18 protein-coding genes are annotated in these 24,436 nt (G+C 71.1%); 2 read left to right on the top strand and 16 right to left on the bottom strand.

Going from position 1 to position 24,436, the window contains the following annotated elements; all coding sequences use genetic code 11:
• Positions 1 to 70 precede the first annotated feature (70 nt).
• From serA to B072_RS0117700, 6 genes are all read right to left on the bottom strand, one after another.
• Positions 71 to 1,672: a phosphoglycerate dehydrogenase gene (gene serA, locus B072_RS0117725; protein ID WP_018531299.1), complete on the bottom strand. Its 1,602-nt coding sequence runs from the start codon at positions 1,670 to 1,672 to the stop codon at positions 71 to 73.
• 264 nt (positions 1,673 to 1,936) lie between these two features.
• Entirely contained in the window at positions 1,937 to 2,938 is a 1,002-nt protein-coding gene (gene ilvC, locus B072_RS0117720; RefSeq protein WP_018531298.1) for a ketol-acid reductoisomerase, read from the bottom strand.
• A gap of 105 nt (positions 2,939 to 3,043) precedes the next feature.
• Complete coding sequence (gene ilvN, locus B072_RS0117715; RefSeq protein ID WP_018531297.1) at positions 3,044 to 3,571, bottom strand: acetolactate synthase small subunit; 528 nt, start codon at positions 3,569 to 3,571, stop codon at positions 3,044 to 3,046.
• 25 nt (positions 3,572 to 3,596) lie between these two features.
• Positions 3,597 to 5,462 (bottom strand): acetolactate synthase large subunit, encoded by a 1,866-nt coding sequence (locus tag B072_RS0117710; RefSeq protein ID WP_026245969.1) that lies wholly within the window; start codon positions 5,460 to 5,462, stop codon positions 3,597 to 3,599.
• 243 nt (positions 5,463 to 5,705) lie between these two features.
• Positions 5,706 to 8,762 (bottom strand): putative bifunctional diguanylate cyclase/phosphodiesterase, encoded by a 3,057-nt coding sequence (locus tag B072_RS0117705; RefSeq protein WP_026245968.1) that lies wholly within the window; start codon positions 8,760 to 8,762, stop codon positions 5,706 to 5,708.
• Positions 8,763 to 9,017: 255 nt separating this feature from the next.
• Complete coding sequence (locus B072_RS0117700) at positions 9,018 to 9,956, bottom strand: 2-hydroxyacid dehydrogenase (RefSeq protein ID WP_018531294.1); 939 nt, start codon at positions 9,954 to 9,956, stop codon at positions 9,018 to 9,020.
• A 95-nt stretch (positions 9,957 to 10,051) separates the two neighbouring features.
• Between B072_RS0117700 and B072_RS0117695 the strand changes: the two genes are divergently transcribed.
• Positions 10,052 to 11,053 carry an aldo/keto reductase gene (locus tag B072_RS0117695; RefSeq protein WP_018531293.1) on the top strand — a complete coding sequence of 334 codons (1,002 nt, stop codon included), beginning with the start codon at positions 10,052 to 10,054 and terminating at the stop codon, positions 11,051 to 11,053.
• Positions 11,054 to 11,164: 111 nt separating this feature from the next.
• Positions 11,165 to 12,346, top strand: coding sequence for a PQQ-dependent sugar dehydrogenase (locus tag B072_RS0117690; protein ID WP_202538518.1), 1,182 nt, complete (start codon positions 11,165 to 11,167; stop codon positions 12,344 to 12,346).
• Here B072_RS0117690 and B072_RS0117685 read toward each other — a convergent pair.
• From B072_RS0117685 to gatA, 10 genes are all read right to left on the bottom strand, one after another.
• Entirely contained in the window at positions 12,339 to 12,551 is a 213-nt protein-coding gene (locus B072_RS0117685; protein WP_020573023.1) for a DUF6191 domain-containing protein, read from the bottom strand. The genes B072_RS0117690 and B072_RS0117685 overlap by 8 nt on opposite strands.
• Before the next feature lie 65 nt (positions 12,552 to 12,616).
• Positions 12,617 to 15,796, bottom strand: a complete 3,180-nt coding sequence (locus B072_RS0117680) for a helix-turn-helix transcriptional regulator (RefSeq protein WP_086020363.1) — start codon at positions 15,794 to 15,796, stop codon at positions 12,617 to 12,619.
• Positions 15,793 to 15,984 carry a hypothetical protein gene (locus B072_RS0117675; protein WP_026245966.1) on the bottom strand — a complete coding sequence of 64 codons (192 nt, stop codon included), beginning with the start codon at positions 15,982 to 15,984 and terminating at the stop codon, positions 15,793 to 15,795. The genes B072_RS0117680 and B072_RS0117675 overlap by 4 nt, the downstream gene beginning before the upstream one ends.
• Positions 15,985 to 16,169: 185 nt before the next feature.
• Entirely contained in the window at positions 16,170 to 16,832 is a 663-nt protein-coding gene (locus B072_RS0117670; RefSeq protein WP_043244187.1) for a hypothetical protein, read from the bottom strand.
• A 35-nt stretch (positions 16,833 to 16,867) separates the two neighbouring features.
• Positions 16,868 to 17,437 carry a GNAT family N-acetyltransferase gene (locus B072_RS0117665; RefSeq protein ID WP_018531288.1) on the bottom strand — a complete coding sequence of 190 codons (570 nt, stop codon included), beginning with the start codon at positions 17,435 to 17,437 and terminating at the stop codon, positions 16,868 to 16,870.
• A complete protein-coding gene (locus B072_RS0117660; RefSeq protein WP_018531287.1) occupies positions 17,415 to 19,637 on the bottom strand; it encodes an MMPL family transporter in 2,223 nt (740 codons plus the stop codon). Before B072_RS0117660 ends, B072_RS0117665 begins: the two co-directional genes overlap by 23 nt.
• 170 nt (positions 19,638 to 19,807) lie before the next feature.
• Entirely contained in the window at positions 19,808 to 21,061 is a 1,254-nt protein-coding gene (locus B072_RS0117655; protein ID WP_043244185.1) for an SLC13 family permease, read from the bottom strand.
• A 96-nt stretch (positions 21,062 to 21,157) separates the two neighbouring features.
• Positions 21,158 to 22,672, bottom strand: coding sequence for an Asp-tRNA(Asn)/Glu-tRNA(Gln) amidotransferase subunit GatB (gatB, locus tag B072_RS0117650; protein ID WP_026245964.1), 1,515 nt, complete (start codon positions 22,670 to 22,672; stop codon positions 21,158 to 21,160).
• A gap of 16 nt (positions 22,673 to 22,688) precedes the next feature.
• Positions 22,689 to 22,922, bottom strand: coding sequence for a hypothetical protein (locus B072_RS0117645; protein ID WP_018531284.1), 234 nt, complete (start codon positions 22,920 to 22,922; stop codon positions 22,689 to 22,691).
• A 5-nt stretch (positions 22,923 to 22,927) separates the two neighbouring features.
• Positions 22,928 to 24,433 (bottom strand): Asp-tRNA(Asn)/Glu-tRNA(Gln) amidotransferase subunit GatA, encoded by a 1,506-nt coding sequence (gene gatA, locus B072_RS0117640; protein ID WP_018531283.1) that lies wholly within the window; start codon positions 24,431 to 24,433, stop codon positions 22,928 to 22,930.
• Positions 24,434 to 24,436 lie beyond the last annotated feature (3 nt).

Here is a 24,436-nt window from a genome sequence, read left to right as displayed (position 1 = left end):
GACCCGGCCCTCAACTGTGCTTGTCGCAGATGTACGTGTCTCAGATGTACGTGTCTCAGACGTACGTGTCTCAGACGAGGTTGACCGAGCGGGCCGAGGCGGCGCCGATCTCGGCGGCCAGCTCGTTCAGCACGCTCTGCGGGACGGTGTCGTCGACGGTCAGCACGGCGAGCGCCTCGCCGCCGACGTCGGCACGGGCGACCTGCATGCCGCCGATGTTGATACCCGCCTCACCGAGGACCCGGCCGACGGTGCCGACGACGCCGGGACGGTCCTCGTACCGCAGCACCACCATGTGGTCGGCGAGGGCGAGGTCCACGTCGTACTCACCGACGGCGACGATCTTCTGCAGGTGCTTCGGGCCGGCGAGCGTGCCGGAGACCGAGACCTCCTGACCGTTGCCGAGGGTGCCGCGCACGGTGACGACGTTGCGGTGGTCGGGCGACTCGGACGAGGTCGTCAGGCGCACCTCCACGCCGCGCTCCTGCGCGAACAGCGGCGCGTTCACGTAACTCACGGTCTCGGCGACGACGTCCTCGAACACGCCCTTGAGCGCGGAGAGTTCGAGCACCTTCACGTCGTGCTGGGTGATCTCGCCGTACACCTCGACGTCGAGGCGGGCCGCGACCTCACCGGCGAGCGCGGTGAAGATCCGGCCGAGGCGCTCGGCGAGCGGCAGGCCCGGCTTGACGTCCTCGGCGATGACGCCGCCCTGCACGTTCACCGCGTCCGGCACGAGCTCACCGGCGAGGGCGAGGCGCACCGACTTGGCGACGGCGATACCGGCCTTCTCCTGCGCCTCGTCCGTGGAGGCGCCGAGGTGCGGGGTGCAGACGACCTGGTCGAACTGGAACAGCGGGGAGTCCGTGCAGGGCTCCTTCGCGTACACGTCCAGACCGGCGCCCGCGACGCGGCCCTCCTTGAGCGCCGAGTACAGCGCCTCCTCGTCGACGATCCCGCCGCGCGCGGCGTTCACGATGCGCACGCTCGGCTTGACCTTGTGCAGCGCCTCGTCGCCGATGAGACCGAGGGTCTCGGGGGTCTTCGGCAGGTGCACGGTGATGAAGTCCGAGACCTCGAGCAGCTCGTCGAGGGAGAGGACCTTCACGCCCATCTGCGCGGCGCGCGCGGGCTGCACGTACGGGTCGTACGCGACGACCTTCATGCCGAAGGCGGACATGCGCTGGGCGACCAGGGCACCGATGCGGCCGAGGCCGACGACGCCGAGGGTCTTCTCGGCGAGCTCGACGCCCGTGTACTTGCTGCGCTTCCACTCGCCGCCCTTGAGGGCCTGCGAGCCCTGCGGGATGTTGCGCGCGGTGGCGATGAGGAGACCGCAGGCGAGCTCGGCGGCGGTCACGATGTTCGAGGTCGGGGCGTTGACGACCATCACGCCGGCCTTGGTGGCGGCGGACACGTCCACGTTGTCCAGGCCGACGCCGGCTCGTGCGACGACCTTCAGCTTGTTCGCGGCGGCGATGGCCTCGGCGTCGACCTTGGTGGCCGAGCGGATCAGGATCGCGTCGACCTCGGCGATGGCGGGCAGCAGCTCGGCGCGGTCCGCGCCGTTGCACTGGCGGATCTCGAAGTCCGGGCCCAGCGCGTCGACAGTCGCGGGAGAAAGCTCTTCAGCGATGAGTACGACGGGTTTGCCGGTGGCAGCAGTGCTCACGTGAGTCCTCACAAGTCCAATGCGGACGGCCGTCCCGACGGCCGCATGCGGTGGAGGGTGCTAGCCGCGATTAAGACGCACGACGCTGTGGGCCCAACGCGAATGTAGTTCAGCAGTGTAGTGGCGCTCGGGAGGCTGTCTTACGCCTCCCTGGAAGGATCACTCGTCCGTGGCTGGACGCCGTGGACAAGCCGTGGCCGGCCATGTGGACGACCGATGGAGAACGGGGCCGCGGCGTGTGCCGCGGCCCCGTCCCCCGAAGGCTTACGCCTCCTCGTTGTCCACCCAGCTCATGAGCTTGCGGAGCTCCTTGCCGGTGGTCTCGAGCAGGTGCTCGCTGTCGGCGGTCTTGTACTCGTTGTACTTCTTCAGGCCGCCGTGGTACTCGGCCATCCACTCGCGGGCGAAGGTGCCGTCCTGGATCTCGGCGAGGACCTTCTTCATCTCGGCCTTGGTGGCGTCCGTGATGATCCGCGGGCCGGTGACGTAGTCGCCCCACTCGGCGGTCTCGGAGATCGACCAGCGCATCTTCTCCAGGCCGCCCTCGTACATGAGGTCGACGATGAGCTTCAGCTCGTGGAGGCACTCGAAGTACGCGATCTCCGGCTGGTAGCCGGCCTCGGTCAGCGTCTCGAAGCCCGCCTTGACCAGCGCGGCGGTACCACCGCAGAGGACGGCCTGCTCACCGAACAGGTCGGTCTCGGTCTCCTCGGTGAAGGTCGTCTTGATGACGCCGGCGCGGGTGCCGCCGATGCCCTTGGCGTACGACAGCGCCAGCTCGAAGGCCTTACCGGTGGCGTCCTGCTCGACGGCCGCGATGCAGGGAACGCCGCGACCCTCCTCGTACTGACGGCGGACCAGGTGGCCCGGGCCCTTCGGGGCGACCATGCAGACGTCGACGTCGGCCGCCGGCTTGATGAAGTCGTAGCGGATGTTGAGGCCGTGACCGAAGAACAGGGCGTCGCCCGCCTTCAGGTTGTCCTTGATGGACTCCTCGTAGACCTGGGCCTGGATCGGGTCCGGGACCAGGATCATGATGACGTCGGCCTCGGCGGCGGCCTCCGACGGGGTGACCACGCGCAGGCCCTGCTCCTCGGCCTTCGCCTTGGACTTGGAGCCCTCGTGCAGACCGACGCGCACGTCGACGCCCGAGTCACGCAGGGACAGCGCGTGGGCGTGGCCCTGGGAGCCGTATCCGATCACCGCGACCTTGCGGTTCTGGATGATGGACAGGTCGGCGTCGTCGTCGTAGAACAGCTCGGCCACTGGGGTTCTCCTCGTATGCGGTATTGCTGGTTCTGCGTCCCACCGTACGGCGGGGTGCGGAAAGGAAGTTTTCGGGTCTCGCTATGCGAGAGGTGGTACGACGCGTTATGCGCTGCGGTCGAGTGCGCGCAGGCTCCGGTCGGTGATGGAGCGCGAGCCGCGGCCGATGGCGATCGTCCCGGACTGGACGAGCTCCTTGATGCCGAAGGGCTCCAGCATCTTGAGCATCGCCTCCAGCTTGTCGCTGGAGCCGGTGGCCTCGATGGTGACGGCCTCCGGGGAGACGTCCACGGTCTTGGCGCGGAAGAGCTGGACGATCTCGACGATCTGCGAGCGCGTCTCGTTGTCGGCGCGGACCTTGGCGAGCACCAGCTCGCGCTGGACGGCCGCGCCGGGCTCCAGCTCGACGATCTTCAGGACGTTGACCAGCTTGTTGAGCTGCTTCGTGACCTGTTCGAGCGGCAGGTCCTCGACATTCACCACGATGGTGATGCGGGAGATGTCGGGGTGCTCGGTGACGCCGACGGCGAGCGAGTCGATGTTGAAGCCGCGGCGCGAGAAGAGGGCGGTGATCCGGGCGAGGACACCGGGCTTGTTCTCGACGAGGACGGAGAGCGTGTGCTTGGTGGACATGGTGAGGTTCCTTCTCCTGCGGCTCTCAGTCTTCTTCGCTGTCGCCGAAGTCGGGGCGGACGTCCCGGGCGGCCATGATCTCGTCGTTGGAGGTGCCGGCGGCGACCATCGGCCACACCATGGCGTCCTCGTGGACGATGAAGTCGACCACGACCGGGCGGTCGTTGATCGAGTTCGCCTCCTCGATGCACTTGTCGAGGTCCTCGGGGCGCTCACAGCGGATGGCGTAGCAGCCCATCGCCTCGGACAGCTTCACGAAGTCCGGGATGCGGGTGCCCTTGTTGGGCGGGGTCTCGCCGTCCGGGCCGGCGTGCAGCACGGTGTTGGAGTAGCGCTGGTTGTAGAACAGCGTCTGCCACTGGCGGACCATACCGAGGGCGCCGTTGTTGATGATGGCGACCTTGATCGGGATGTTGTTCAGGGCGCAGGTGGTCAGTTCCTGATTGGTCATCTGGAAGCAGCCGTCGCCGTCGATCGCCCAGACGGCCCGGTCCGGGGCGCCGGCCTTGGCGCCCATCGCGGCGGGGACCGAGTAGCCCATGGTGCCGGCGCCGCCCGAGTTCAGCCAGGTGGCCGGCTTCTCGTACTGGATGTAGTGCGCGGCCCACATCTGGTGCTGTCCGACACCCGCGGCGAAGATCGTGCCCTCGGGGGCGAGTTGACCGATCCGCTCGATGACCTGCTGCGGGGACAGCGAGCCGTCCGCGGGCTGGTCGTAGCCGAGCGGGTAGGTGTCGCGCCAGCGGTTGAGGTCCTTCCACCAGGCCGCGTACCGCGACTTGGCGGCCTCGCCCTGGTGGCCGTCGCTGTGCTCCTTCTGCACGGCCTGGATCAGGTCGGCGATGACCTCGCGGGCGTCGCCCACGATCGGCACGTCGGCGGCGCGGTTCTTGCCGATCTCCGCCGGATCGATGTCGGCGTGGACGATCTTCGCGAACGGCGCGAAGCTGTCCAGGTTGCCGGTGACGCGGTCGTCGAAGCGGGCGCCGAGGGCGACGATCAGGTCGGCCTTCTGCAGCGCGGTGACGGCGGTGACCGCACCGTGCATGCCCGGCATTCCCACGTGCTGCGGGTGGCTGTCGGGGAACGAACCGAGCGCCATCAGGGTGGTGGTGACGGGCGCTCCGGTGAGCTCGGCGAGGACCTTCAGCTCGGCGGTGGCACGGGCCTTCATGACGCCGCCACCCACGTACAGGACGGGGCGCTTCGCGCTGGTGATCAGCTTCGCGGCCTCGCGGATCTGCTTGGCGTGCGGCTTCGTCACCGGGCGGTAGCCGGGCAGGTCCTGCTGCGGCGGCCAGGTGAACGTGGTCTGCTTCTGCAGGATGTCCTTGGGGATGTCGACCAGGACCGGTCCAGGGCGGCCCGTCGCGGCGATGTGGAACGCCTCGGCGATCGCCTTCGGGATGTCCTCGGCCTTGGTGACGAGGAAGCTGTGCTTGGTGATCGGCATCGTGATGCCGACGATGTCCGCCTCCTGGAAGGCGTCCGTGCCGATCGACTTGGAGACGACCTGGCCGGTGATCGCGACCAGCGGGACGGAGTCCATCATCGCGTCCGCGATCGGCGTCACCAGGTTCGTCGCACCCGGGCCCGAGGTGGCCATGCACACCCCGACCTTGCCGGTGGCCTGCGCGTAGCCGGTGGCGGCGTGCCCCGCACCCTGCTCGTGACGGACGAGCACGTGCCGGACGCGCGTCGAGTCCATCATCGGGTCGTACGCGGGAAGGATCGTGCCGCCGGGGATGCCGAATACGGTGTCGACCCCGACCTCCTCAAGCGAGCGAATGAGGGACTTCGCACCCGTGACGTGCTCGACGGGGGCGGACTGCTGTCCTCCGGAACGGGGCCGCGGCTGCGGATGGTGGGCCCCGGTGGCCTGCTCGGTCATCGGCATTCTCTTCTCGATGCTGAGGGTTTTTGCGAGGGTTGTGCAGGGTCTTGCGAGGGTGCGTCCTGTGCCGGTGCAACAAAAAACCCCTCGTGCCGTGAGGCAAGCGAGGGGAGCGCGCCGGGTGCGGTCGCTGGGTTTCCGGTGTCCTTACCGGTCGTCCCAGCTTCAGCCGACGCGCTTTCCAAGTACGAGAATTCGGGTGCGCATGGCACTGACCCTCCCCCCGGCGCACAGTCACTGTCAAGTGGGTGGGACGGGAGTCTCATTATGTGAGCGCAGGCCCGGTGCACCCGCGAACACCGGTTCGGCGGGACCCATGGGCACGGGGTACTCCCCCGAGGCCAGGGCACGCCTGAGCCGGTACTCGTCGAGCGGTCCGGAGAACGCCATGCCCTGCCCGTGCGTGCACCCCATCGCCCGCAGCGCGACGACCTGCTCGGGCAGGTCCACGCCGTCGGCCACCGAGGTGAGCCCGAGATCGCCGGCGATTCTGAGCAGCCCGCTGGTGATCTTGTGCAGGCGCGCCGACTCGACGACTCCCTCGACGAGCGACCTGTCCAGTTTCAGTACGTCGACGGGGAGGCGGCGCAGCGCCGTGATGGCCGCATAGCCGCTGCCGAATCCGTCCAGCGCGATCCGGACACCCAGCCTCCGCAGTGCTGTCAGGCGCCGCTCCAGCTCGTCCAGCGGCACTCTCGGGTCGCTGTCGGCGAGTTCGATGACGAGCGCGCCGGACGGCAGCCCGTGCCGGGTGAGCAGCGCCTCGATGGAGCCGAGCGGCATCGCGCGGTCGAGCAGTCTGCGGGCCGTGATCCGCACCGCGACCGGCGTCGCGTGTCCGCTGTGCCCGCGCTCGGCGGCCTGCTCGACGGCCTCCTCCAGCATCCAGCGCCCCAGCTCGGCGGTGCGCTCGCTGTCGTCGGCCACCCGCAGGAACTCGGCGGGCGTGAACAGGATGCCCTGCGCCGAGCGCCATCTCGCCTGAGCGGCGACCGCCGTGATCCGGCCGTCGTCGAGCGAGACGACGGGCTGGTGCAGCAGCGCGAACTCGCCGTCGTGCAGCGCCGTGCGCAGCCGTGTCGCCAGCTCCGCCTTCCGTACGACGTCGGCCTGCATCTGTGGCGCGTACAGCTCTACGCGCCCTTTGCCGGCCGCCTTGGCGCGGTACATCGCCAGGTCGGCGTTGCGCAGCAGCTCGCCGGCCGTGACGTCGGGCTCGGCGAAGGCGACGCCGATGGAGGCCGCCACCCGCACGTTGTCGTTCCCGTCGATCGAGTACGGCTGCGACAGCGCGATCCTCAGACGGTCGGCCAGCTCGTAGATGTGCTGCTCCCGGGCGGTGTGGTCGCGGCCTCCGTCGCCGACGATCAGTGCCGCGAACTCGTCACCGCCGAGACGAGCCGCGGTGTCTCCGGAACGTACGGAGTCGGCCAGCCTTCTTGCCGCCTGCACGAGCAGTTCGTCGCCCGCCTGGTGGCCGATCGTGTCGTTGACCTGTTTGAAGCCGTCGAGGTCGATGAAGAGCACGGCGGTGCCCCGGTCGGTGGCCCGCCGTCCGGTCAGGGCCTGGCTGACCCGCTTGGTGAACAGCGCCCGGTTGGGCAGGTCGGTGAGCGGGTCGTGCTCGGCGTTGTGCTGCAACTGCGCCTGGAGGCGTACCCGTTCGGTGACGTCTCTGCTGTTGAGGATCAGGCCGCCGTGGTGGCGGTTGATCGTGGACTCCACGTTCAACCAGGCTCCGGTGCCGGACCGGAAGCGGCATTCGATACGGGTGGTGGGCTCCTCCACCTGGCTCGCGGCGAGGAACCTGCGCACTTCGTGCACCACGCGCCCGAGGTCCTCGGGGTGGATGATCGAGGCGAGTTCGGACCCGACGAGCTCTTCCGCGTCGCGTCCGTAGACCCCGGCGGCGGCCGGGCTGACGTACCTCAGGATCCCGTTCGGCGCGGCGATCATGATGACGTCGCTCGATCCCTGCACCAGGGAGCGGAAGTGGTTCTCCTTCTGGGCCAGTTCCTGGGTCAGCGTGATGTTGTCGAGGAGCATGATGCCCTGGCGCACGACGAGGGCCAGGACGACCGTGCAGGCCGTGAAGAGGACGATCCGGTCGACGCTGTGGCCGTTCAGGACGTTGTAGAGGATCCCCAACGTGCAGACGGCGGCGGCCAGATACGGCGTGAGCGCGGCCAGCGAACCCGAGATGGGCCGGGTGTAGCTGACCTGGTAGCGCAGGCCGGTGCCCGCGGGATGCTCCTCCTGGGCCGCCGCGGCGCGGCCCCCCACCCACGGCGCGTACGCCATGAGCAGCGAACCGGCGAACCAGCCCGCGTCGAGGATCTCCCCCGAGCGGTACGTGGCGTGCAGCAGCGGCGACGTGAACAGGGCGTCGCACAGCACGGTGAGGGCGAGCGCGCCGATCGCGGTGTTCACCGCCGTGCGGTTGCCGGGCGAGCGCCGGAAGTGCAGGGCGAGGACCATGCTGACGAGCGCGATGTCCAGCAGCGGGTAGGCGAGCGAGAGCGCGGTTCTGCTGACGCTCTGCCCCTCGAACTCGGCGGTGTGCGCGAGGGCGAGGCTCCAGGACAGCGTGATCAGGGAGCCGGCGATCAGCCAGGCGTCGAGCGCGAGGCAGATCCAGCCGGCCTTCGTCATGGGCCTCTTGGCGAGGACGAGCAGGCCGATGATGGCGGGCGGCGCGAAGCAGAGGAAGAACAGGTCGGCGAGGCTCGGGCTCGGCACGGGCTCGTGCAGGATGACCTCGTACCACCCCCACACGCCGTTGCCCAGCGACGCCATGAGGGAGGAGAACGCGAAGAGCAGCCAGGCGGGTCGAAAACGGCTGCGCCGTCTGCGCGCGTACAGGAAGTTGGAGACAGCGGCGGTGGCGGCGGCCACGCTGAGACCGAAGTCGCCCATGAACAGGGCGATCCGGTCGGAGCCCCAGCCGAGCACGGAGCCGATGGCGTATCCCGCGCACAGCACGACGAGGACCAGCTGCGGCCCCGCACCGCTCCCGCGCTCAGGGGCGCGGGCGGGCACCGGTCCCCCGGCGCTCAATGGAGTGCCCAGAGCGGCGGTCGCCGCCGCCTTGACAGTCACCGGGCCGCCTCGGTCCGTCGGGCTGCCCCCGTGTCCCGCTTGCCCTGCCCGGTGTGCGGATGCCTCCGGCGGCCGCTGCGCGGCCCGCTCCGGTAGGCATGACTTCTGCGGCAGCCGGGACTTCGCCCGTGCATGGGTGTGTGTGAGGACCGACAGACCAGCCGTCGGCGGCCCCGCCGCGTCGGATCGTTCGCCCATAGGCCATGCATCGCCCGTCGCCCCCCTCGCAGTCCGTCACTCTTCCCCGGCGCCGCGTGTTGCCGAGCGGCGCTGCCCCAGTCGGGACGATACACCAGTCTCGTCACTCAGGGACATAGTTCCTCTACTCTCAGTGACGACCAGCGACGATGGCGGCACAGGGTGCAGCCGGACGGGCGCGGAGCGTCAGCGCCCAACGGCGGGCGGCCGCACGGAAGTTGACCGTGGGACCACCGGGACACCGGTCAACTGGTGTCAGCTGACGGTGAGTACGACGTTGTCGAGCCCCTCCCCCGCCGCGAACCGGTTCAGCTGGGCGGCGAGCAGCCGCTTGGCGCGGGGCAGGAAGGCGGAGGTGGGTCCGCCGACGTGCGGAGAGATGAGCACTCCCGGAGCCTGCCACAACGGGTGCTCCCGGGGCAGCGGTTCGGGATCCGTGACGTCCAGGGCCGCAAGGATCCGGCCGCTCTCCAGCTCCGCGAGGAGGGCCTTCGTGTCGACGACGGGTCCGCGCCCGACGTTCACGAGGAGCGCGCCGTCCTTGAGCCGCGCGAGGAAGTCGGCTCCGACCAGGCCGCGGGTGTCCTCGGTGAGCGGGGTGACGACGATGACGACGTCGGCCTCCGACAGCAGACCGGGAAGATCGGCGAGGGCGTGCACGGGGCCGCGCTCCGTCGTGCGGGCCGAGCGCGCGACGCGTGCCACCCGCGCGACCTCGAAGGGGACGAGCCGGTCCTCGATGGCGGCGCCGATGGCTCCGTACCCCACGATGAGCACGTTCTTGTCGGCGAGCGCCTGGCGGAACCCGGAGCGCCACTCGCCGCGGTCCTGGCCGCGCACGAAGTCGGGGACGCCGCGCAGGGAGGCGAGGATCAGGGTGAGCGCGAGCTCGGCGGTGCTGGCGTCGTGCACCCCGCGCGCGTTGCACAACTGCACGCCGGGGCGCAGGTACTTGAGACCGCCCTGTACGTGGTCCACGCCCGCCGAAAGTGTCTGGACCGCGCGCACGGACGTCATCCGCGGCAGGGGACGCACGGCGACCTCGGCGCCCTTCATGTAGGGGACGACGTAGTAAGCGCAGTCCTCCGGGTCGGCGGGGTAGTCGGGTTCCCCGTTCCAGAAGCGGTAGTTGAGCCCTTCAGGAAGCCCGGGGACCTCGTCGGCGGGGAACGGGAGCCATACATCACCAGTCATGGTCAGGAGGCTATGTCAGAGCCCCGGACGTGCAGAGGTTAGGTTGGGGGCCTCAGTACGTAGGGCCGGGGAGGGCCAGGGAGGGTCACGGGCACGTGAAGCGCAAGGCGATCGGCGCGGCGGCACTCGAGGTGGGCGCGGTCGGACTCGGCTGCATGCCGATGAGCTGGGCGTACACCGGCTCGCGGCAGCGCGGCGAGGAGTCGTTGCGCACCGTGCACGCCGCGTTGGACCGGGGAAGCACGCTGCTCGACACGGCGGACATGTACGGCCCGTTCACCAATGAGCTGCTGCTGGGCCGGGTCCTGAAGGAGCGGCGCGCGGACGCGTTCGTGTCGACGAAGGTGGGGCTGCTCGTCGGCGAGCAGCACATCGTGGCCAACGGCCGTCCCGGTTACGTGAAGCGGGCGTGCGACGCGTCGCTACGACGCCTGCAGACGGACGTCATCGACCTGTACCAGCTGCACCGCGCCGACCCCGAGGTGCCCGTCGAGGAGACCTGGGGCGCGATGGCGGAGCTGGTGGGCGCGGGCAAGGTGCGCTCGCTCGGCCTGTGCGCGGTGGGTGCCCGGGCCGCGCGCCGCGACGGCCGGGGCGGGCTGCACGCCGGAACGATTCGGCAGCTGGAGCGGATCCAGCAGGTGTTCCCGGTGAGCTCGGTGATGGCCGAGCTGTCGGTGTGGTCCCCCGAGGCGCTGGAGGCGCTGCTGCCGTGGTGCACGTCGCGCGGGGTCGGGTTCCTGGCGGCGATGCCGCTGGGGAACGGCTTCCTGACGGGGACGCTCACCCCAGGGCAGGGCTTCGAGCCGGACGACGTACGGGCCCGGCACCCGCGGTTCACCGCGGAGATGATGGCGGCGAACCAGCCGGTCGTGGCGGGTCTGCGGCGGGTCGCGGCGCGACACGGCGCGGACGTGACACCGGCGCAGGTGGCGCTCGCCTGGGTCCTGGCGCGCGGGACGAGCGTGGTTCCGGTGCCGGGTGCGAAGCACGAGCGGTGGGCGGCCGAGAACGCGGCGGCGGCCGAACTGCTGCTGACGGACGCCGACCTGGCGGAGATAGCGGGGCTTCCGGCGGCGCAGGGGTCCTGGGACTGACGGCGGGAAGTCTTCGCGCACCGCGCGGAATCCGTGCGCGGAGATCGGGAACCTGGGCGGGGCGGGCGGTGTATGAACAGGAGAACCTCGCGAACCTCGCGTCGAAGGGACCTGATCGTGCATCGTCCAGCTGTGCGGCCCGCGTGGGCCGTGGCCGCCTGTGCCGCGCTCCTGCTCACGACCGGGTGCTCCTCGGGCGGCGACGGGCAGCCGAGCGAAGCCACCAAGACGCCCGCGTCGCGCACGCCCGGCGCGACCGCCTCCGGGCCGGCGGGGAAGTCGGGCGCCGTGCCACCGGCGAAGGGCTCGGTGAGCGTCGTGCGCACGGTGACGGAGGGGCTCAAGTCACCGTGGGGTCTGGCCCCGCTGTCCGAGGGCGGCCTGCTGGTCTCGTCCCGCGACGAGGGGACGATCACCCGGGTCGACACCGAGACGGGGAAGAAGACGGAGCTCGGCTCGGTGCCCGGGGTGGCCCCGGCCGGCGAGGGCGGCCTCCTCGGCATCGCGCTCTCCCCCGACTACGCCTCCGACCACCTGGTCTACGCGTACTTCACGACGGAGTCGGACAACCGCATCGCGCGGATGCTCTACGACGAGAAGAAGCCGGCCGGTGAACAACTGGGCGCGCCGGACACGGTGTTCAAGGGCATCCCCAAGGGCACGAACCACAACGGCGGCAGGATCGCGTTCGGCCCGGACGACCTGCTGTACGTGGGCACGGGCGAGACGTACCACACCGAGCTGGCGCAGGACAGGAAGTCCCCCGGCGGCAAGATCCTGCGCCTGACCCCGGACGGGCAGCCGGCACCGGGCAATCCGTTCGGCGACTCCCCGGTCTACTCCTACGGCCACCGCAATGTGCAGGGCCTGGCCTGGGACGAGGACAAGCGGCTGTGGGCCTCGGAGTTCGGCCAGGACACCTGGGACGAGCTGAACAACATCGTGGCGGGCGACAACTACGGCTGGCCCGACGCGGAAGGCAGGAGCGGCGGCTCCGAGTACCACGACCCGATCGCCCAGTGGCGCACCGGGGACGCCTCGCCCAGCGGGATCGCCTACGCGAAGGGCTCGATCTGGATGGCGGGCCTCAGGGGCGAGCGGCTGTGGCGCGTCCCGCTGGACGGCACCGAGGCGGCGCACGATCCGCAGGCGTTCCTGGAGGGGAAGTACGGCCGGCTGCGCACCGTGGTCGCGGCGGGTGGCGACAAGCTGTGGCTGGTGACGAGCGAGACGGACACGCGGGGGACGCCGGAGAAGGGGGACGACCGGATCCTGGAGCTGAAGGTCAGCTGAGCTCGCCGGCGTCCGGGCCGGAGCCGTCCTCGTCCGGCCCCGGCTGTGCGGGGAGGCGGACGACGACCGTGCCCGAGGTGAGATCTATCGGGCCGTGGCCGGGATCGCCGTCGTTCAGGTCGACGCGGGTCAGCTCCAGGCGCTTGCGCTCGTCGTCGGTGTGCTTGCGGCCGGGCGCGAAGATCTCCTCGAACATGTTGAACACGATGTCTCCCTCGCGTGGCCGGGCCGAGCCTTCCGTCCAGCGTACGGGAGGGCCCGACCGAGGCCTCAGGCGCTGACCGACGGGACGAGGCGGAGGCGGTGGGCCAGGGCCGCCGCCTCGCCGCGGCCGGCGACGCCCAGCTTGGCCAGGATGTTGGAGACGTGGACGCTGGCGGTCTTCGGGGAGATGAAGAGCTCCTCGGCGATCTGGCGGTTGCTGCGGCCCGCGGTGACCAGGCGCAGGACGTCGCGCTCGCGGCTGGTCAGGCCGAACTCCTCGGCGGGGTCGGCCGGGGCGCCCGGCCGGGGTACGTCGCGGGTGAGGCCGATCCGGGCGCGCTGGGCGAGCAGGGCGACGGACTCGGCGAGCGGGCGGGCGCCGAGGTGGTCGGCGACGGCCGCGGCGAGGCGGAGCAGTTCGGTGGCGCGGTCGCGGTCGTCCGCCTCCGCGCGGGCGAGGAGGGACTCGGCGAGGCGGTGCCGGGCGCGGGACAGGTCGTAGGGGCGGTCGAGAGGTTCGAGGAGGGTGACCGTGGTCTCCCAGTCGCCGGGGGTGTCGCGGCCCTCGGCGCGCAGGAGTTCGGTGCGCACCCACTGCTCGTAGGCGTGCCAGACCGGGACCGGGGTGGCCTGGAGCTTGGCGGTGTCCCGGATGCGGGCGACGGCCTCGGCGCGTTCGGCGTCGGCGGCGGGCAGGCCGCGGGCGTCGGCCTCGGCCTGCGCGGCGGCGCGCAGCAGCGGCCAGGTGTAGCGCTGCTGCATGGCGGGCGGCAGCCCGGCGGTGACGAGGCGGTCGAGTTCGGCGCGGGCGTCGAGCGGCCGGCCCTGGGCGGCGGCGAGCTCGACGGTGAGGTGGGCCATGGGCAGGTCGTGCTGCGGTTGCGGGTCGTGCGTGCCGAAGGACGTGCGTGCGTCGGCGAGCCGGTCGGCGGCCTCCTGGAAGGCGCCCCGGCCGATGGCGACCGCGGCGAGCTGAGTGCACGAGGTGCCGCGCGGCTTGTCGCTCAGGGCGGAGCGGCGGGTCCATTCGGCCGCCTTCACCGCCTCGTCCCAGCGGCCGAGCGAGACGAGCGACTCCGCCTTGTTGCCGCGGATCCAGGCCTTGGTGTCGGTCAGTCCGTGGCGGCGGCACACCTTGATGCCCTCGTCGCAGATGCGGACGGCTTCGGCGGAGCGGCCCGAGCTCTCCAGGTGGGAGGGGAGGTTCACGTGGACGTTGCTGATCCGGGACATCAGGCCGAGGACGACGGAGCGCTCGCGGACGGCGTACATCTCGGCGAAGCCCTCGTCGACGGAGCCGGAGTCGACGAGGAGGCCGCCGAGGATGAGCCGGGCGTGCAGTTCGGTCTCCTCGTCGCCGACCATGCGGGCGTACTCGACGGCGCGCTCGGCGTCGGCGAGGGCATCGGGGCCCGGGGTGTGCAGCATGCCCCAGGCCGCCGCGTTGGCGAGGACCTCGGCGTGCACGGCCGACGGCGGCAGGCCGCGGACGAGTTCCTGGGCCCGGGCGATCTCCTCCCAGCCGTCGCCGCGGCCGATGTGGGAGATGCTCCGGGAGCGCTGGAGCCAGAACCAGGCGGCGAGCAGGGGGTCGCCCTCGCCCTTCGCGGCGGCCTCGTCCAGGATCCTGAGGGCGCGCTTGCTGATCTTCAGTGCGCGTTCCCGCTCGCCGCACAGCCGGCCCGCGACGGTGGCCTCGGCCATGATGTCGAGGTAGTCGAGGCGGGTCTCGGCGGGCTCGCAGCCGCAGGCGCGGTACGACTGCACGTAGGTGCCCATGCGCAGGTCGGCGCGGACGTCCTCCGGCGCTCCGTCCCACAGTTCCATCGCCCGCTCCAGGAGCCTCAGTTGCTCGGAGTAGGCGTGCCGGTGGCGGGCTTCCACGGACGCGTCGAGCACGGCCGGCAGGGCCTTGGCGGGGTCATGGGCGTGGTACCAGTACGTGGCCAGGCGCATGACGCGGGCTTCGGCGGGGATCAGCGCCGGATCGGCCTCCAGGGCCTGCGCGTAGCGGCGGTTGATGCGGGAGCGCTCGCCGGGCAGCAGGTCGTCGCTGACCGCCTCGCGGACCAGGGAGTGCCGGAAGCGGTAGCCGTCTCCGTCCGGGGATGCGAGCAGGAGGTTGGCGCCGACGGCGGCGCGCAGTGCCTCGATGAGGGCGTCCTCGCCGAGCCCGGCGACGGCCGCGAGCAGCGGGTACTCGACGGTGGAGCCGCCCTCGGCGCAGAGCCGGGCGACGCGCTGGGCGGCCTCGGGCAGTGATTCGACGCGCACGAGCAGGATGTCGCGCAGGGAGTCGGTCAGCCCGGTGGCGCAGCCCTCGGCGGCGGAGACGGCGAGCTCCTCCACGAAGAACGCGTTGCCGTCGGAGCGGTGGTAGATGTCGTCGACCAGGGACCGCTCGGGTTCGGCGGCGATGATGCCGGCGATCTGGCGGGCGACCTCGTCGCGGGTCAGGCGGCCGAGTTCGATGCGGGTGACGGTGCGCAGCCGGTCGAGCTCGGCCAGCAGGGGGCGCAGCGGGTGGCGGCGGTGCACGTCGTCGGCGCGGTAGGTGGCGACGACGGTGAGGCGGCCGGTGCGCAGGGTGCGGAAGAGGTACGAGAGCAGGTGGCGGGTGGAGGCGTCCGCCCAGTGCAGGTCTTCGAGGACGACCACCACCGGGTGCTCGGCGGCGACCTGTTCGAGCAGGCGTGCGGTGAGTTCGAAGAGCCGGGCCGTGGCGCCCTCGTCCCCGCGCTCGCCGGGCCGGATGCCGGGCGCCGACAGATCGCGCAACTCCGGCAGCACGCGGGCGAGTTCGTCCTCGCGGCCGGCCGCCGCCGCGTCGAACGCGTCGGTCAGCCTGCGGCGCAGCGCGTGCAGGGCGCTGGAGAACGGCGCGAACGGCAGCCCGTCGGCGCCGATCTCGACGCAGCCGCCGGTGACGACGACGGCACCCCGCTCGCAGGCGGCCGCGGCGAACTCCTCGACGAGTCGCGTCTTGCCGACCCCGGCCTCCCCGCCGAGCAGCAGAGCCTGGGGCTCGCCGTCGGCGGCGCGGGCGAGGGCGGTGTGCAATATGCCCAGTTCGTCGGCGCGGCCGACGAACACCGGGCTGACAGACCTGGTCTCCACAGCGCCGAGCATCGCACACGGGTCCGACAGCACGGCACGGTTTTCCGCTCCGAGCAGCGGGAAGGGGAGGCCGGCCGACACGCCGTCCTCCCCTCTCCCCACTCCCCCGGACCGGGGCGCGGCGCTCATGCCGTGCGGGCGAACCGCGACCGGCGCGGGCTGTGGGTACTCACCCGCCCCTCGGTGTCCTGGCCTTCGGAACCACCGCGTGCCTTGCGGGCCTTGCGGGCCTCACGGGCGGCGCGGACGAGCCGGTACTCGTCGGCCTCGCGGACGAGTTCGGCGGCGCGGACCTGGTGCATCTCGTACTCGAACATCTCGTCTCCCTGGTGACGATCGGTGCGCTTCTCGCGGCCGTTCACCGCGATGACTCAACTTTCGTTTCCCAGGGGGGTGCGGCACATCGGGAGAGTGCCTCATCTGTGACGACGAGGGGGCCTTAGGCGGCGTACTCGGGGGAGGTGTACGCGCCTAAGGCCCCCTGGGGGTGCTTAGTGAGGGGTCAGCTCAGACCGGGCGTGCCGAAGATCATGTCGGTGTACTTGGCGACGGCGAGGAGCAGTCCGATGACACCGAGGGAGACACCGGCCCAGGCCACGGACTTGATCCAGGTGGCCTGCGGCCTGCCGGGCGTGCCGAAGGCGGGGCGGGCCAGTACGACGACGCCGACGATCAGGGCGACGAGCGCGAAGACTCCGCCGACGGCCGCCATGGCGTGCCAGCCGTCGGTGTAGCCCTCCTTCACCTGGGCGGCGACGCCCGCGCTCGAGTTGGTGGAGAGGGTGAGCTGGCCGGTGAGGGTCTCGCGGGCGCTCACGACCGTGCCGAGCCAGCTGCCGGACATGGAGAGGAAGCCGAGCGCCGTGGAGACGATGGCGGCCGCGCCCTGGCCGACGCCGGTCGGGCCCGACGGGGCGTTCTGCCCGGCCCGCGCCGCGAGTTCGGCCTCGATCTCGTCGTCGGTGAGGTCCTCGACGGCGACCTCGGACTTCTCGGCGCCGGCGTCGGACTTCTTGACGTCGGCCTCGGACTTCTTGACGTCGGCCTTGGCGGCGCCGGTCGTCCCGGCGGGCTCGGTGGCCCCGGTGACCTCGGCGGCCTCGTCGGAGGCCTTGGCCTTGGTGGCCTCGTTGGCCTCGTTCTGCGCGTCAGTCTTGGTAGTCATGCTGCGCACCGTACGGACGCTGTCTGAGAGGTCTCTTAACGTTCCTTGTGCGCGTCGCGTGCGCTGCGCCACTCCGGGCCGAGCACGGACCAGACCTCCAGGTCATGGCGGGTGCCGCGCCACTCGTGCGCCTCGCGGCGCACTCCGTCCTTAACGAAACCGAGACGTCGGGCGACGTTGAGGCTCGCGACGTTTCCGGACGCTGCCACCCATTCCACCCGGTGGATGCCGCGCTCCAGGACGACCCAGTCGAGCAGGATCCGCATCGCGCGCGTGATCAGGCCGCGCCCGGTCGCCGCCGGCTCCAGCCAGCAGCCCACCTCCGCGTTGCCCGTCGCGGCGTCGAAGTTGAGCGTGAGCACCCCGCCGACGAGCTTCCCGTCGAGCCAGATGCCGTGGTACGAGCCGGTGTCCGCGGCCCGCATGTCGGCGTACCGCTGGAGGGTGCCGCGCGCCGAGTCGACGTCGGTGGCCTGGGAGCCGAACGGGATGTACTGCCCGATGAACTCCCGCCCGCGCTCCAGGTTCGCGAGGAACTCCTCGGCGTGCCAGGGCTCCAGGGGCCGCAGCTCGGCTCCCTCGTCACCGAGCGGTATCGCGTACATCGGAGGACTCCTTCAGCTGCAGCTCATCGGGGACCTCCAGCCTCTCATGGGCCGCGCGGCACTCGGGCGGCTCGATGCTGATGCGCGGCAGGATGCGGCCGAGCCAGCGGGGCAGCCACCAGTTGGCGCCGCCGAGCAGGTGCATCAGGGCCGGGACCAGCAACGTACGCAGGATGAACGCGTCCACGGCGACGGCGACCGCGAGCGCGATGCCGAACATCGCGATCACCCGGTCCCCGCTGAGCACGAAGGCCAGGAAGACCGAGATCATGATCACGGCGGCCGAGTTGATCACGCGGCTGGTCTCGGCGAGCCCGACCCGCACGGCCCGCCGGTTGTCGCCGGTCTCCAGCCACTCCTCGTACATCCGGCTGACCAGGAACACCTGGTAGTCCATGGAGAGCCCGAAGAGGACGGAGACCATGATCACGGGGAGGAAGGGTTCGATGGGCCCGGACGCCCCGAGCCCCATGAGCTCGCTCCCCCAGCCCCACTGGAAGATCGCGACGACGACGCCGAAGGCCGCGGCCACCGCCGCGATGTTCATCGCGGCGGCCTTCAGCGGGATGCCGAGCGAGCGGAAGGCCAGGAGCAGCAGGAGGCAGCCGAGTCCGACGACGGCGCCCACGAACAGCGGCAGCTTGCCGACGATGACCTCGGCGAAGTCGTCGTAGCTCGCGGTGACACCGCCGACCTGGGCGTCGAGGCCGGACGCGGGGACGACGTCCGTCCGCAGCCGGTCGACGAGGTCGCTGGTCCGCTGCGACTGGGGCGCGGACGTCGGCGCGACGGAGAGGTACGCGGCCGAGTCGTCGCCGTTGTACGTGATCGGGGAGACGGCGGCGACCCCGTCGGTGGTCCGCAGGTCGCTCGCGAGGTGCTGGAGGGCGGCCTTGTCCTGGGCGCCGTCGACCTGGGTGACGAGGGTGAGCGGGCCGTTCACGCCGGGCCCGAAGCCGTCGGCGAGCAGGTCGTACGCCTGCCGGGTCGTGCTCGTCCTCGGGTTGTTGCCCTGGTCGGAGGTGCCGAGGTGGAGGGAGAGGGTGGGCAGCGCGAGGACCGTGATCACGGCGAGCGCGATGCCGCCGAGCAGCTTGGGGTGGCGCTCGACGAACGCGGCCCAGCGCGCGGCGAGCCCGGTGGGCAGCTCCGGTTCGGGCCCGTGCTCGGCGAGCCGGCGCCGCTCGCGCCGGGACAGGGCGCGCATGCCGAGGTACGAGAGCAGCGACGGCAGCAGCGTCACGGACGCGGCGACGGTGAGCAGCACGGTGACGGAGGCGGCGATGGCGACGCCGTTCAGGAAGCTCAGGTTCAGGAGCAGCATGCCGAGCAGGGCGATGCAGACGGTCGCGCCGGCGAAGACGACGGCCCGCCCGGTGGTGGCGACGGCCCGCTCGGCGGCGACCGCGACCGGAAGTCCCCGCTTCAGGCCCTTCCGGTGCCGGGTGACGATGAACAGCGCGTAGTCGATCCCGACGCCGAGCCCGACGAGCATGCCGAGCATGGGCGCGAAGTCCGCCACGGTCATCGCGTGGCCGAGCAGCACGATGCCCGCGTACGCCGTCCCGACGCTGACCAGTGCGGTGGCGATGGGCAGTGCGGCGGCCGCGAGCGACCCGAAGGCGAGGAAGAGGACCACGGCCGCGACGACGACGCCGATGACCTCCGACAGGTGTGCCGAGGTCGACTCGGTGAGCGCGACGGCGCTGCCGCCCAGCTCGACGTCGAGGCCGTTCGGCCCATGGCTCTCGGCGTCCTCGGCCGTGTCGACGACGGCCCGCGCCCGGTCGGCCGGGATGTCGTCGGCCTGCTCGTCGAAGGTGACGGTGGCGTACGCGGTGTGCCCGTCGGCGCTGATCTGGCCCGCGCCCCGGGCGTCGTACGGGGAGCCGACGGACGAGACGCCGGGCAGCGCGGCGATCTCCTCCAGCGTGTTGCTCATCGTCTTCTCGACGTCGGCGGCCCGGACGGTGGAGCCGTCGATGTGCCAGACGACGGTGTCGCTGTCGCCGCCGAGCCCGGCGAAGTTCTCGTCGAGGAGCAAGGTGGCGCGGCCCGATTCGGTGCCGGGCGCCTCGTAGTCGTTCGAGTACGCGGAACCGGCGACCGCGGCGGCCGCACTCGTCCCGCCGAGCGCGAGCAGCCACAGCAGGACGACGACGAGCCGGTGCCGGACGCACCAGCGGGCGAGGGTGGCCACAGGCGTGCTCCCTGGACGTTCATGGATCTTTGACAGGGAGCAATCGCATATAAGGGACGAGCCCGCAAAGAACACGTGAGCAGTGGCCAGTCACTCTTACAGGCAAACGTGATCGTTTGTCGCTTTCGTGTCGTTCCTCACAGCGCGTCGTCCGGCTTCACAGCCCTTTCTCAGCCGAGGAGTTGGAGCCCCGCCCACAGCGCCGCGGTCGACGCGACGAGCGTCGCGGGCACGGTCAGCAGTCCGAGCCGGGTGAAGTCGCCGAGCTCGGGTTCGGTGCCGTGCGCGTGCACGATGCGCCGCCACAGCAGGGTCGCGAGCGAGCCGACGTACGTGAGGTTCGGGCCGACGTTGACGCCGATGAGGGCGGCGAGGACCGGACCCGGACCGGCCGGGGCGACCACCGGCAGCAGGGCGAGGGTCGCGGGCAGGTTGTTGATCAGGTTCGCGAGCAGCGCCGCGACGGCGGTGACGGCGAGCAGCGCGGGCAGCGAGGAGCCGTCGGGCAGGACGTGTCCGATGACGTCGCCGAGCCCGTTGTCGACGACCGCCTTGACGACGATGCCGAGCGCGAGGACGAACAGGCAGAACGGCAGGTTCGCCGACTTCAGCAGTTCGCCCGGCGTGGACTCGCGCCGGGCGAGGGCCCGCGCGCCGAGCACGATCGCCCCGGCGAGCGCCGCCCACACCGGCTCGATCCCGGCGAACGAGGCGACGGCGAACCCGGCCAGGGTCAGGGCGAGCACGGTCAGGGTGAACACCGGGACACCGGTCGGCTCCGCCTCGTCCGGGGCGTGCGCGGGGGCGGCCAGGTCCGTGGCGAAGTACCGCCGGAACACCGCGTACTCGATGCCGATGGCCACCAGCCACGGCAGCGCCATCAGCCCCGCGAAGCGGGTGAAGCTCAGGCCGCTCGCGGCGAAGGCCAGCAGGTTGGTGAGGTTGGAGACCGGCAGCAGCAGGGACGCCGAGTTGGCCAGGTGGGCGCTCGCGTAGACGTGCGGGCGCGGCCGCGCGCCGATCCGGGCGGCCGTGGCGAAGACGACCGGGGTGAGCAGGACGACGGTGGCGTCCAGGCTCAGGACGGCGGTGATGCCCGCGGCGACCGCGAAGACCCCGCCGAGCATCCGGGTCGGGCTGCCGTGACAGGCCCGCGCCACGGCGTCGCCCGCGGCCTTGAACAGGCCCTCGTCGGCGCAGAGTTGGGCGAGCAGCAGGATCGCGGCGAGGAAGCCGACGACCGGGAGCAGCTCCTTGGTCTCGGCCCAGGCGTGGTCGGGGCTGACGGCGCCGACGGCCACCACGAGGGCGGCGGCGGGCACGGCGGCGACCGCCTCCGGCAGATTGCGGGGGCGCAGGACCGCGAAGGCGAGGGTGACCAGGAGAAGGGCCAGAGCCAGGATTTCGGCCGAGGTGGTACTCAGAGTGCTGCTCCGTTCCACGGGGCTCCGCCCCGGACCCCCGCTCCTCACACGACGGAGGGGCCGGATGTCTCCAGCCCCTCCGCACCACAACAGTGTTCAGCCTTCGCTGACGCCCAGCTTCTCCAGGATCAGTTCCTTGACGCGGGCCGCGTCGGCCTGGCCCCGGGTCGCCTTCATGACGGCGCCCACCAGGGCTCCGGCGGCGGCGACCTTGCCGGACTGGATCTTGGCGACGATCCCGGCGTTGCCGGCGATGGCCTCGTCGACGGCGGTGTTCAGCGCGCCCTCGTCCGAGACGACCTTCAGGCCGCGCTTGTCGACGACCTCGTCCGGCGTGCCCTCACCCTTGAGCACGCCGTCGATGACCTGACGGGCCAGCTTGTCGTTGAGGTCACCCTTGGCGACCAGCTCCGACACCCGCGCCACCTGCTCCGGCGTGATGGGCAGCGCACCGAGCTCGACCTGCTGCTCGTTCGCGGAGCGGGCCAGCTCGCCCATCCACCACTTGCGCGCGGAGGTCGAGTCGGCGCCGGCGTTGATCGTGGCGACGATCGGGCCGATGGCACCGGCGTTGCGGATCGACTGCATGTCGTGGGCGCTGATGTCCCACTCCTCGATCAGCCGGTTGCGCTGGGCGAGCGGCAGCTCGGGGAGTTCGGCACGCAGCGCCTCGACCCACTCGCGGGCCGGGGCGACGGGCACCAGGTCGGGCTCCGGGAAGTACCGGTAGTCCTCGGCGTTGTCCTTGATGCGGCCCGACGTGGTGGAGCCGTCCTCCTCGTGGAAGTGACGGGTCTCCTGCACGATGGTGCCGCCGGAGTTCAGGACGGCCGCGTGCCGCTGGATCTCGAAGCGGGCGGCGCGCTCGACGGAACGCAGCGAGTTCACGTTCTTCGTCTCGGAGCGCGTGCCGAACTTCTCGGTCCCGTTGGGACGCAGGGAGAGGTTCACGTCGCAGCGCATCTGGCCCTTGTCCATCCGGGCCTCGGAGACGCCCAGGGACTTGATGACCTCGCGCAGCTCGGCGACGTACGCCTTGGCGACCTCGGGAGCACGCTCCCCGGCCCCCTCGATCGGCTTGGTGACGATCTCGATGAGCGGGATGCCGGCGCGGTTGTAGTCGAGCAGCGAGTGCGAGGCGCCGTGGATGCGACCCGTGGCACCGCCGACGTGCGTCGACTTGCCGGTGTCCTCCTCCATGTGGGCGCGCTCGATCTCCACGCGGAAGACCTCGCCGTCCTCCAGCTGCACGTCGAGGTAACCGTCGAAGGCGATCGGCTCGTCGTACTGGGAGGTCTGGAAGTTCTTCGGCATGTCCGGATAGAAGTAGTTCTTCCGGGCGAAGCGGCACCACTCGGCGATCTCGCAGTGCAGCGCGAGGCCGATCTTGATGGCCGACTCGACGCCGATCTCGTTCACCACCGGCAGCGCGCCGGGCAGGCCGAGACAGGTCGGGCAGGTCTGGCTGTTGGCATCCTGCTTGAGCTCGGTGGAGCAGCCGCAGAACATCTTGGTCCTGGTGCCGAGCTCGACATGGACCTCGAGGCCCATGACGGGGTCGTACGTCGCGAGGGCTTCCTCGTACGACACCAGGTCAGTCGTGGCAGTCACGGTGAAACTTTCCCTCTCAGCCCAGCAGGACGTCGTCGTCGCCCAGGCGCTTGAGCTCCCGGTAGAGGATCGCCAGTCCGGTGACGATGGCGGCGGCGGACACGGCGGCGTCGATCAGCCGCAGGGTGTCGTTGTCGTTGCGGGCCATCTTCGCCTGCTTCGCGACACTGATCGCGCCGAAGGCGGTGCTGGCGGCCGACACGTACACGCCGGTCTTGGACTTCTTGAAGTTCTTGGCCTTCTTTGCCATGGCACTCACAGCGACGGAGCCTCCTCAAGCAGCGGGTGCCCCCACTTTTCCACGAAGGCGGCCTCGACGGCAGCGCCGACCTTGTAAAGGCGGTCGTCCTTCATGGCGGGGGCGATGATCTGCAGGCCGACGGGCAGGCCGTCCTCCGGCGCGAGGCCGCAGGGCAGCGACATGGCGGCGTTGCCGGCCAGGTTGGTCGGGATGGTGCACAGGTCCGCGAGGTACATCGCCATCGGGTCGTCGGCGCGCTCGCCGATCGGGAAGGCGGTGGTCGGCGTCGTCGGCGAGACGATCACGTCCACGCTCTCGAAGGCGGCCTCGAACTCGCGGGTGATGAGCGTGCGGACCTTCTGGGCACTGCCGTAGTACGCGTCGTAGTAGCCGGAGCTCAGCGCGTACGTGCCCAGGATGATGCGGCGCTTGACCTCGTCGCCGAAGCCCGCCTCGCGGGTCAGCGCGGTGACGTCCTCGGCGGACTTCGTGCCGTCGTCGCCGACGCGCAGGCCGTAGCGCATGGCGTCGAACCGGGCGAGGTTCGAGGAGCACTCGGACGGCGCGATCAGGTAGTACGCCGAGAGGGCCAGGTCGAAGCTCGGGCAGTCCAGCTCGACGATCTCGGCGCCCAGCGACTTCAGCAGCTCGACGGACTCGTCGAAGCGCTGCACGACGCCGGCCTGGTAGCCCTCGCCGCGGAACTGCTTGACGACGCCGACGCGCATGCCCTGCACCGAGCCGTTGCGTGCGGCCTCGACGACCGCCGGGACCGGGGCGTCGATGGACGTGGAGTCCAGCGGGTCGTGCCCGGCGATGGCCTCGTGCAGCAGGGCCGCGTCCAGGACCGTACGGGCGCAGGGCCCACCCTGGTCGAGGCTGGAGCTGAAGGCCACCATGCCGTAGCGGGAGACGCCGCCGTACGTGGGCTTGACGCCGACGGTGCCGGTGACGGCGGCGGGCTGGCGGATGGAACCGCCGGTGTCCGTGCCGATGGCGAGCGGCGCCTGGTAGGCGGCGAGCGCGGCGGACGAGCCACCGCCGGAGCCGCCGGGGATGCGGGTCAGGTCCCACGGGTTGCCCGTCGGCCCGTACGCGCTGTTCTCCGTCGACGACCCCATGGCGAACTCGTCCATGTTGGTCTTGCCGAGGATGACGACGTCGGCGGCCTTGAGGTTCTTGACCAGCGTCGCGTCGTACGGCGGGATCCAGCCCTCGAGGATCTTGGAGCCGACCGTGGTCGGGATCCCCTCGGTGGTGAAGATGTCCTTCAGCGCGAGCGGGACACCGGCCAGCGGGCCGAGCTTCTCGCCCGCGGCGCGCTTGGCGTCGACGGCGGCGGCCTGCTTCAGGGCGCCCTCGCGGTCGACGTGCAGGAAGGCGTGCACCTTCTCGTCGACGGCCTCGATACGCGCCAGGTGGGCCTCGGTGACCTCGACGGCCGTGAGCTCGCCGGACGCGATCTTCGCCGCGATCTCGGCGGCGGTGAGCTTGATGATGTTGACGTTGATGTCCGTCATGAC

Origin of the sequence: Streptomyces sp. HmicA12 (genome assembly GCF_000373565.1) — a bacterium.
GTDB lineage: Bacteria > Actinomycetota > Actinomycetes > Streptomycetales > Streptomycetaceae > Streptomyces.
Note: the sequence above shows the minus strand (reverse complement) of the source record. Positions and strands in the feature narration are given on the sequence as shown.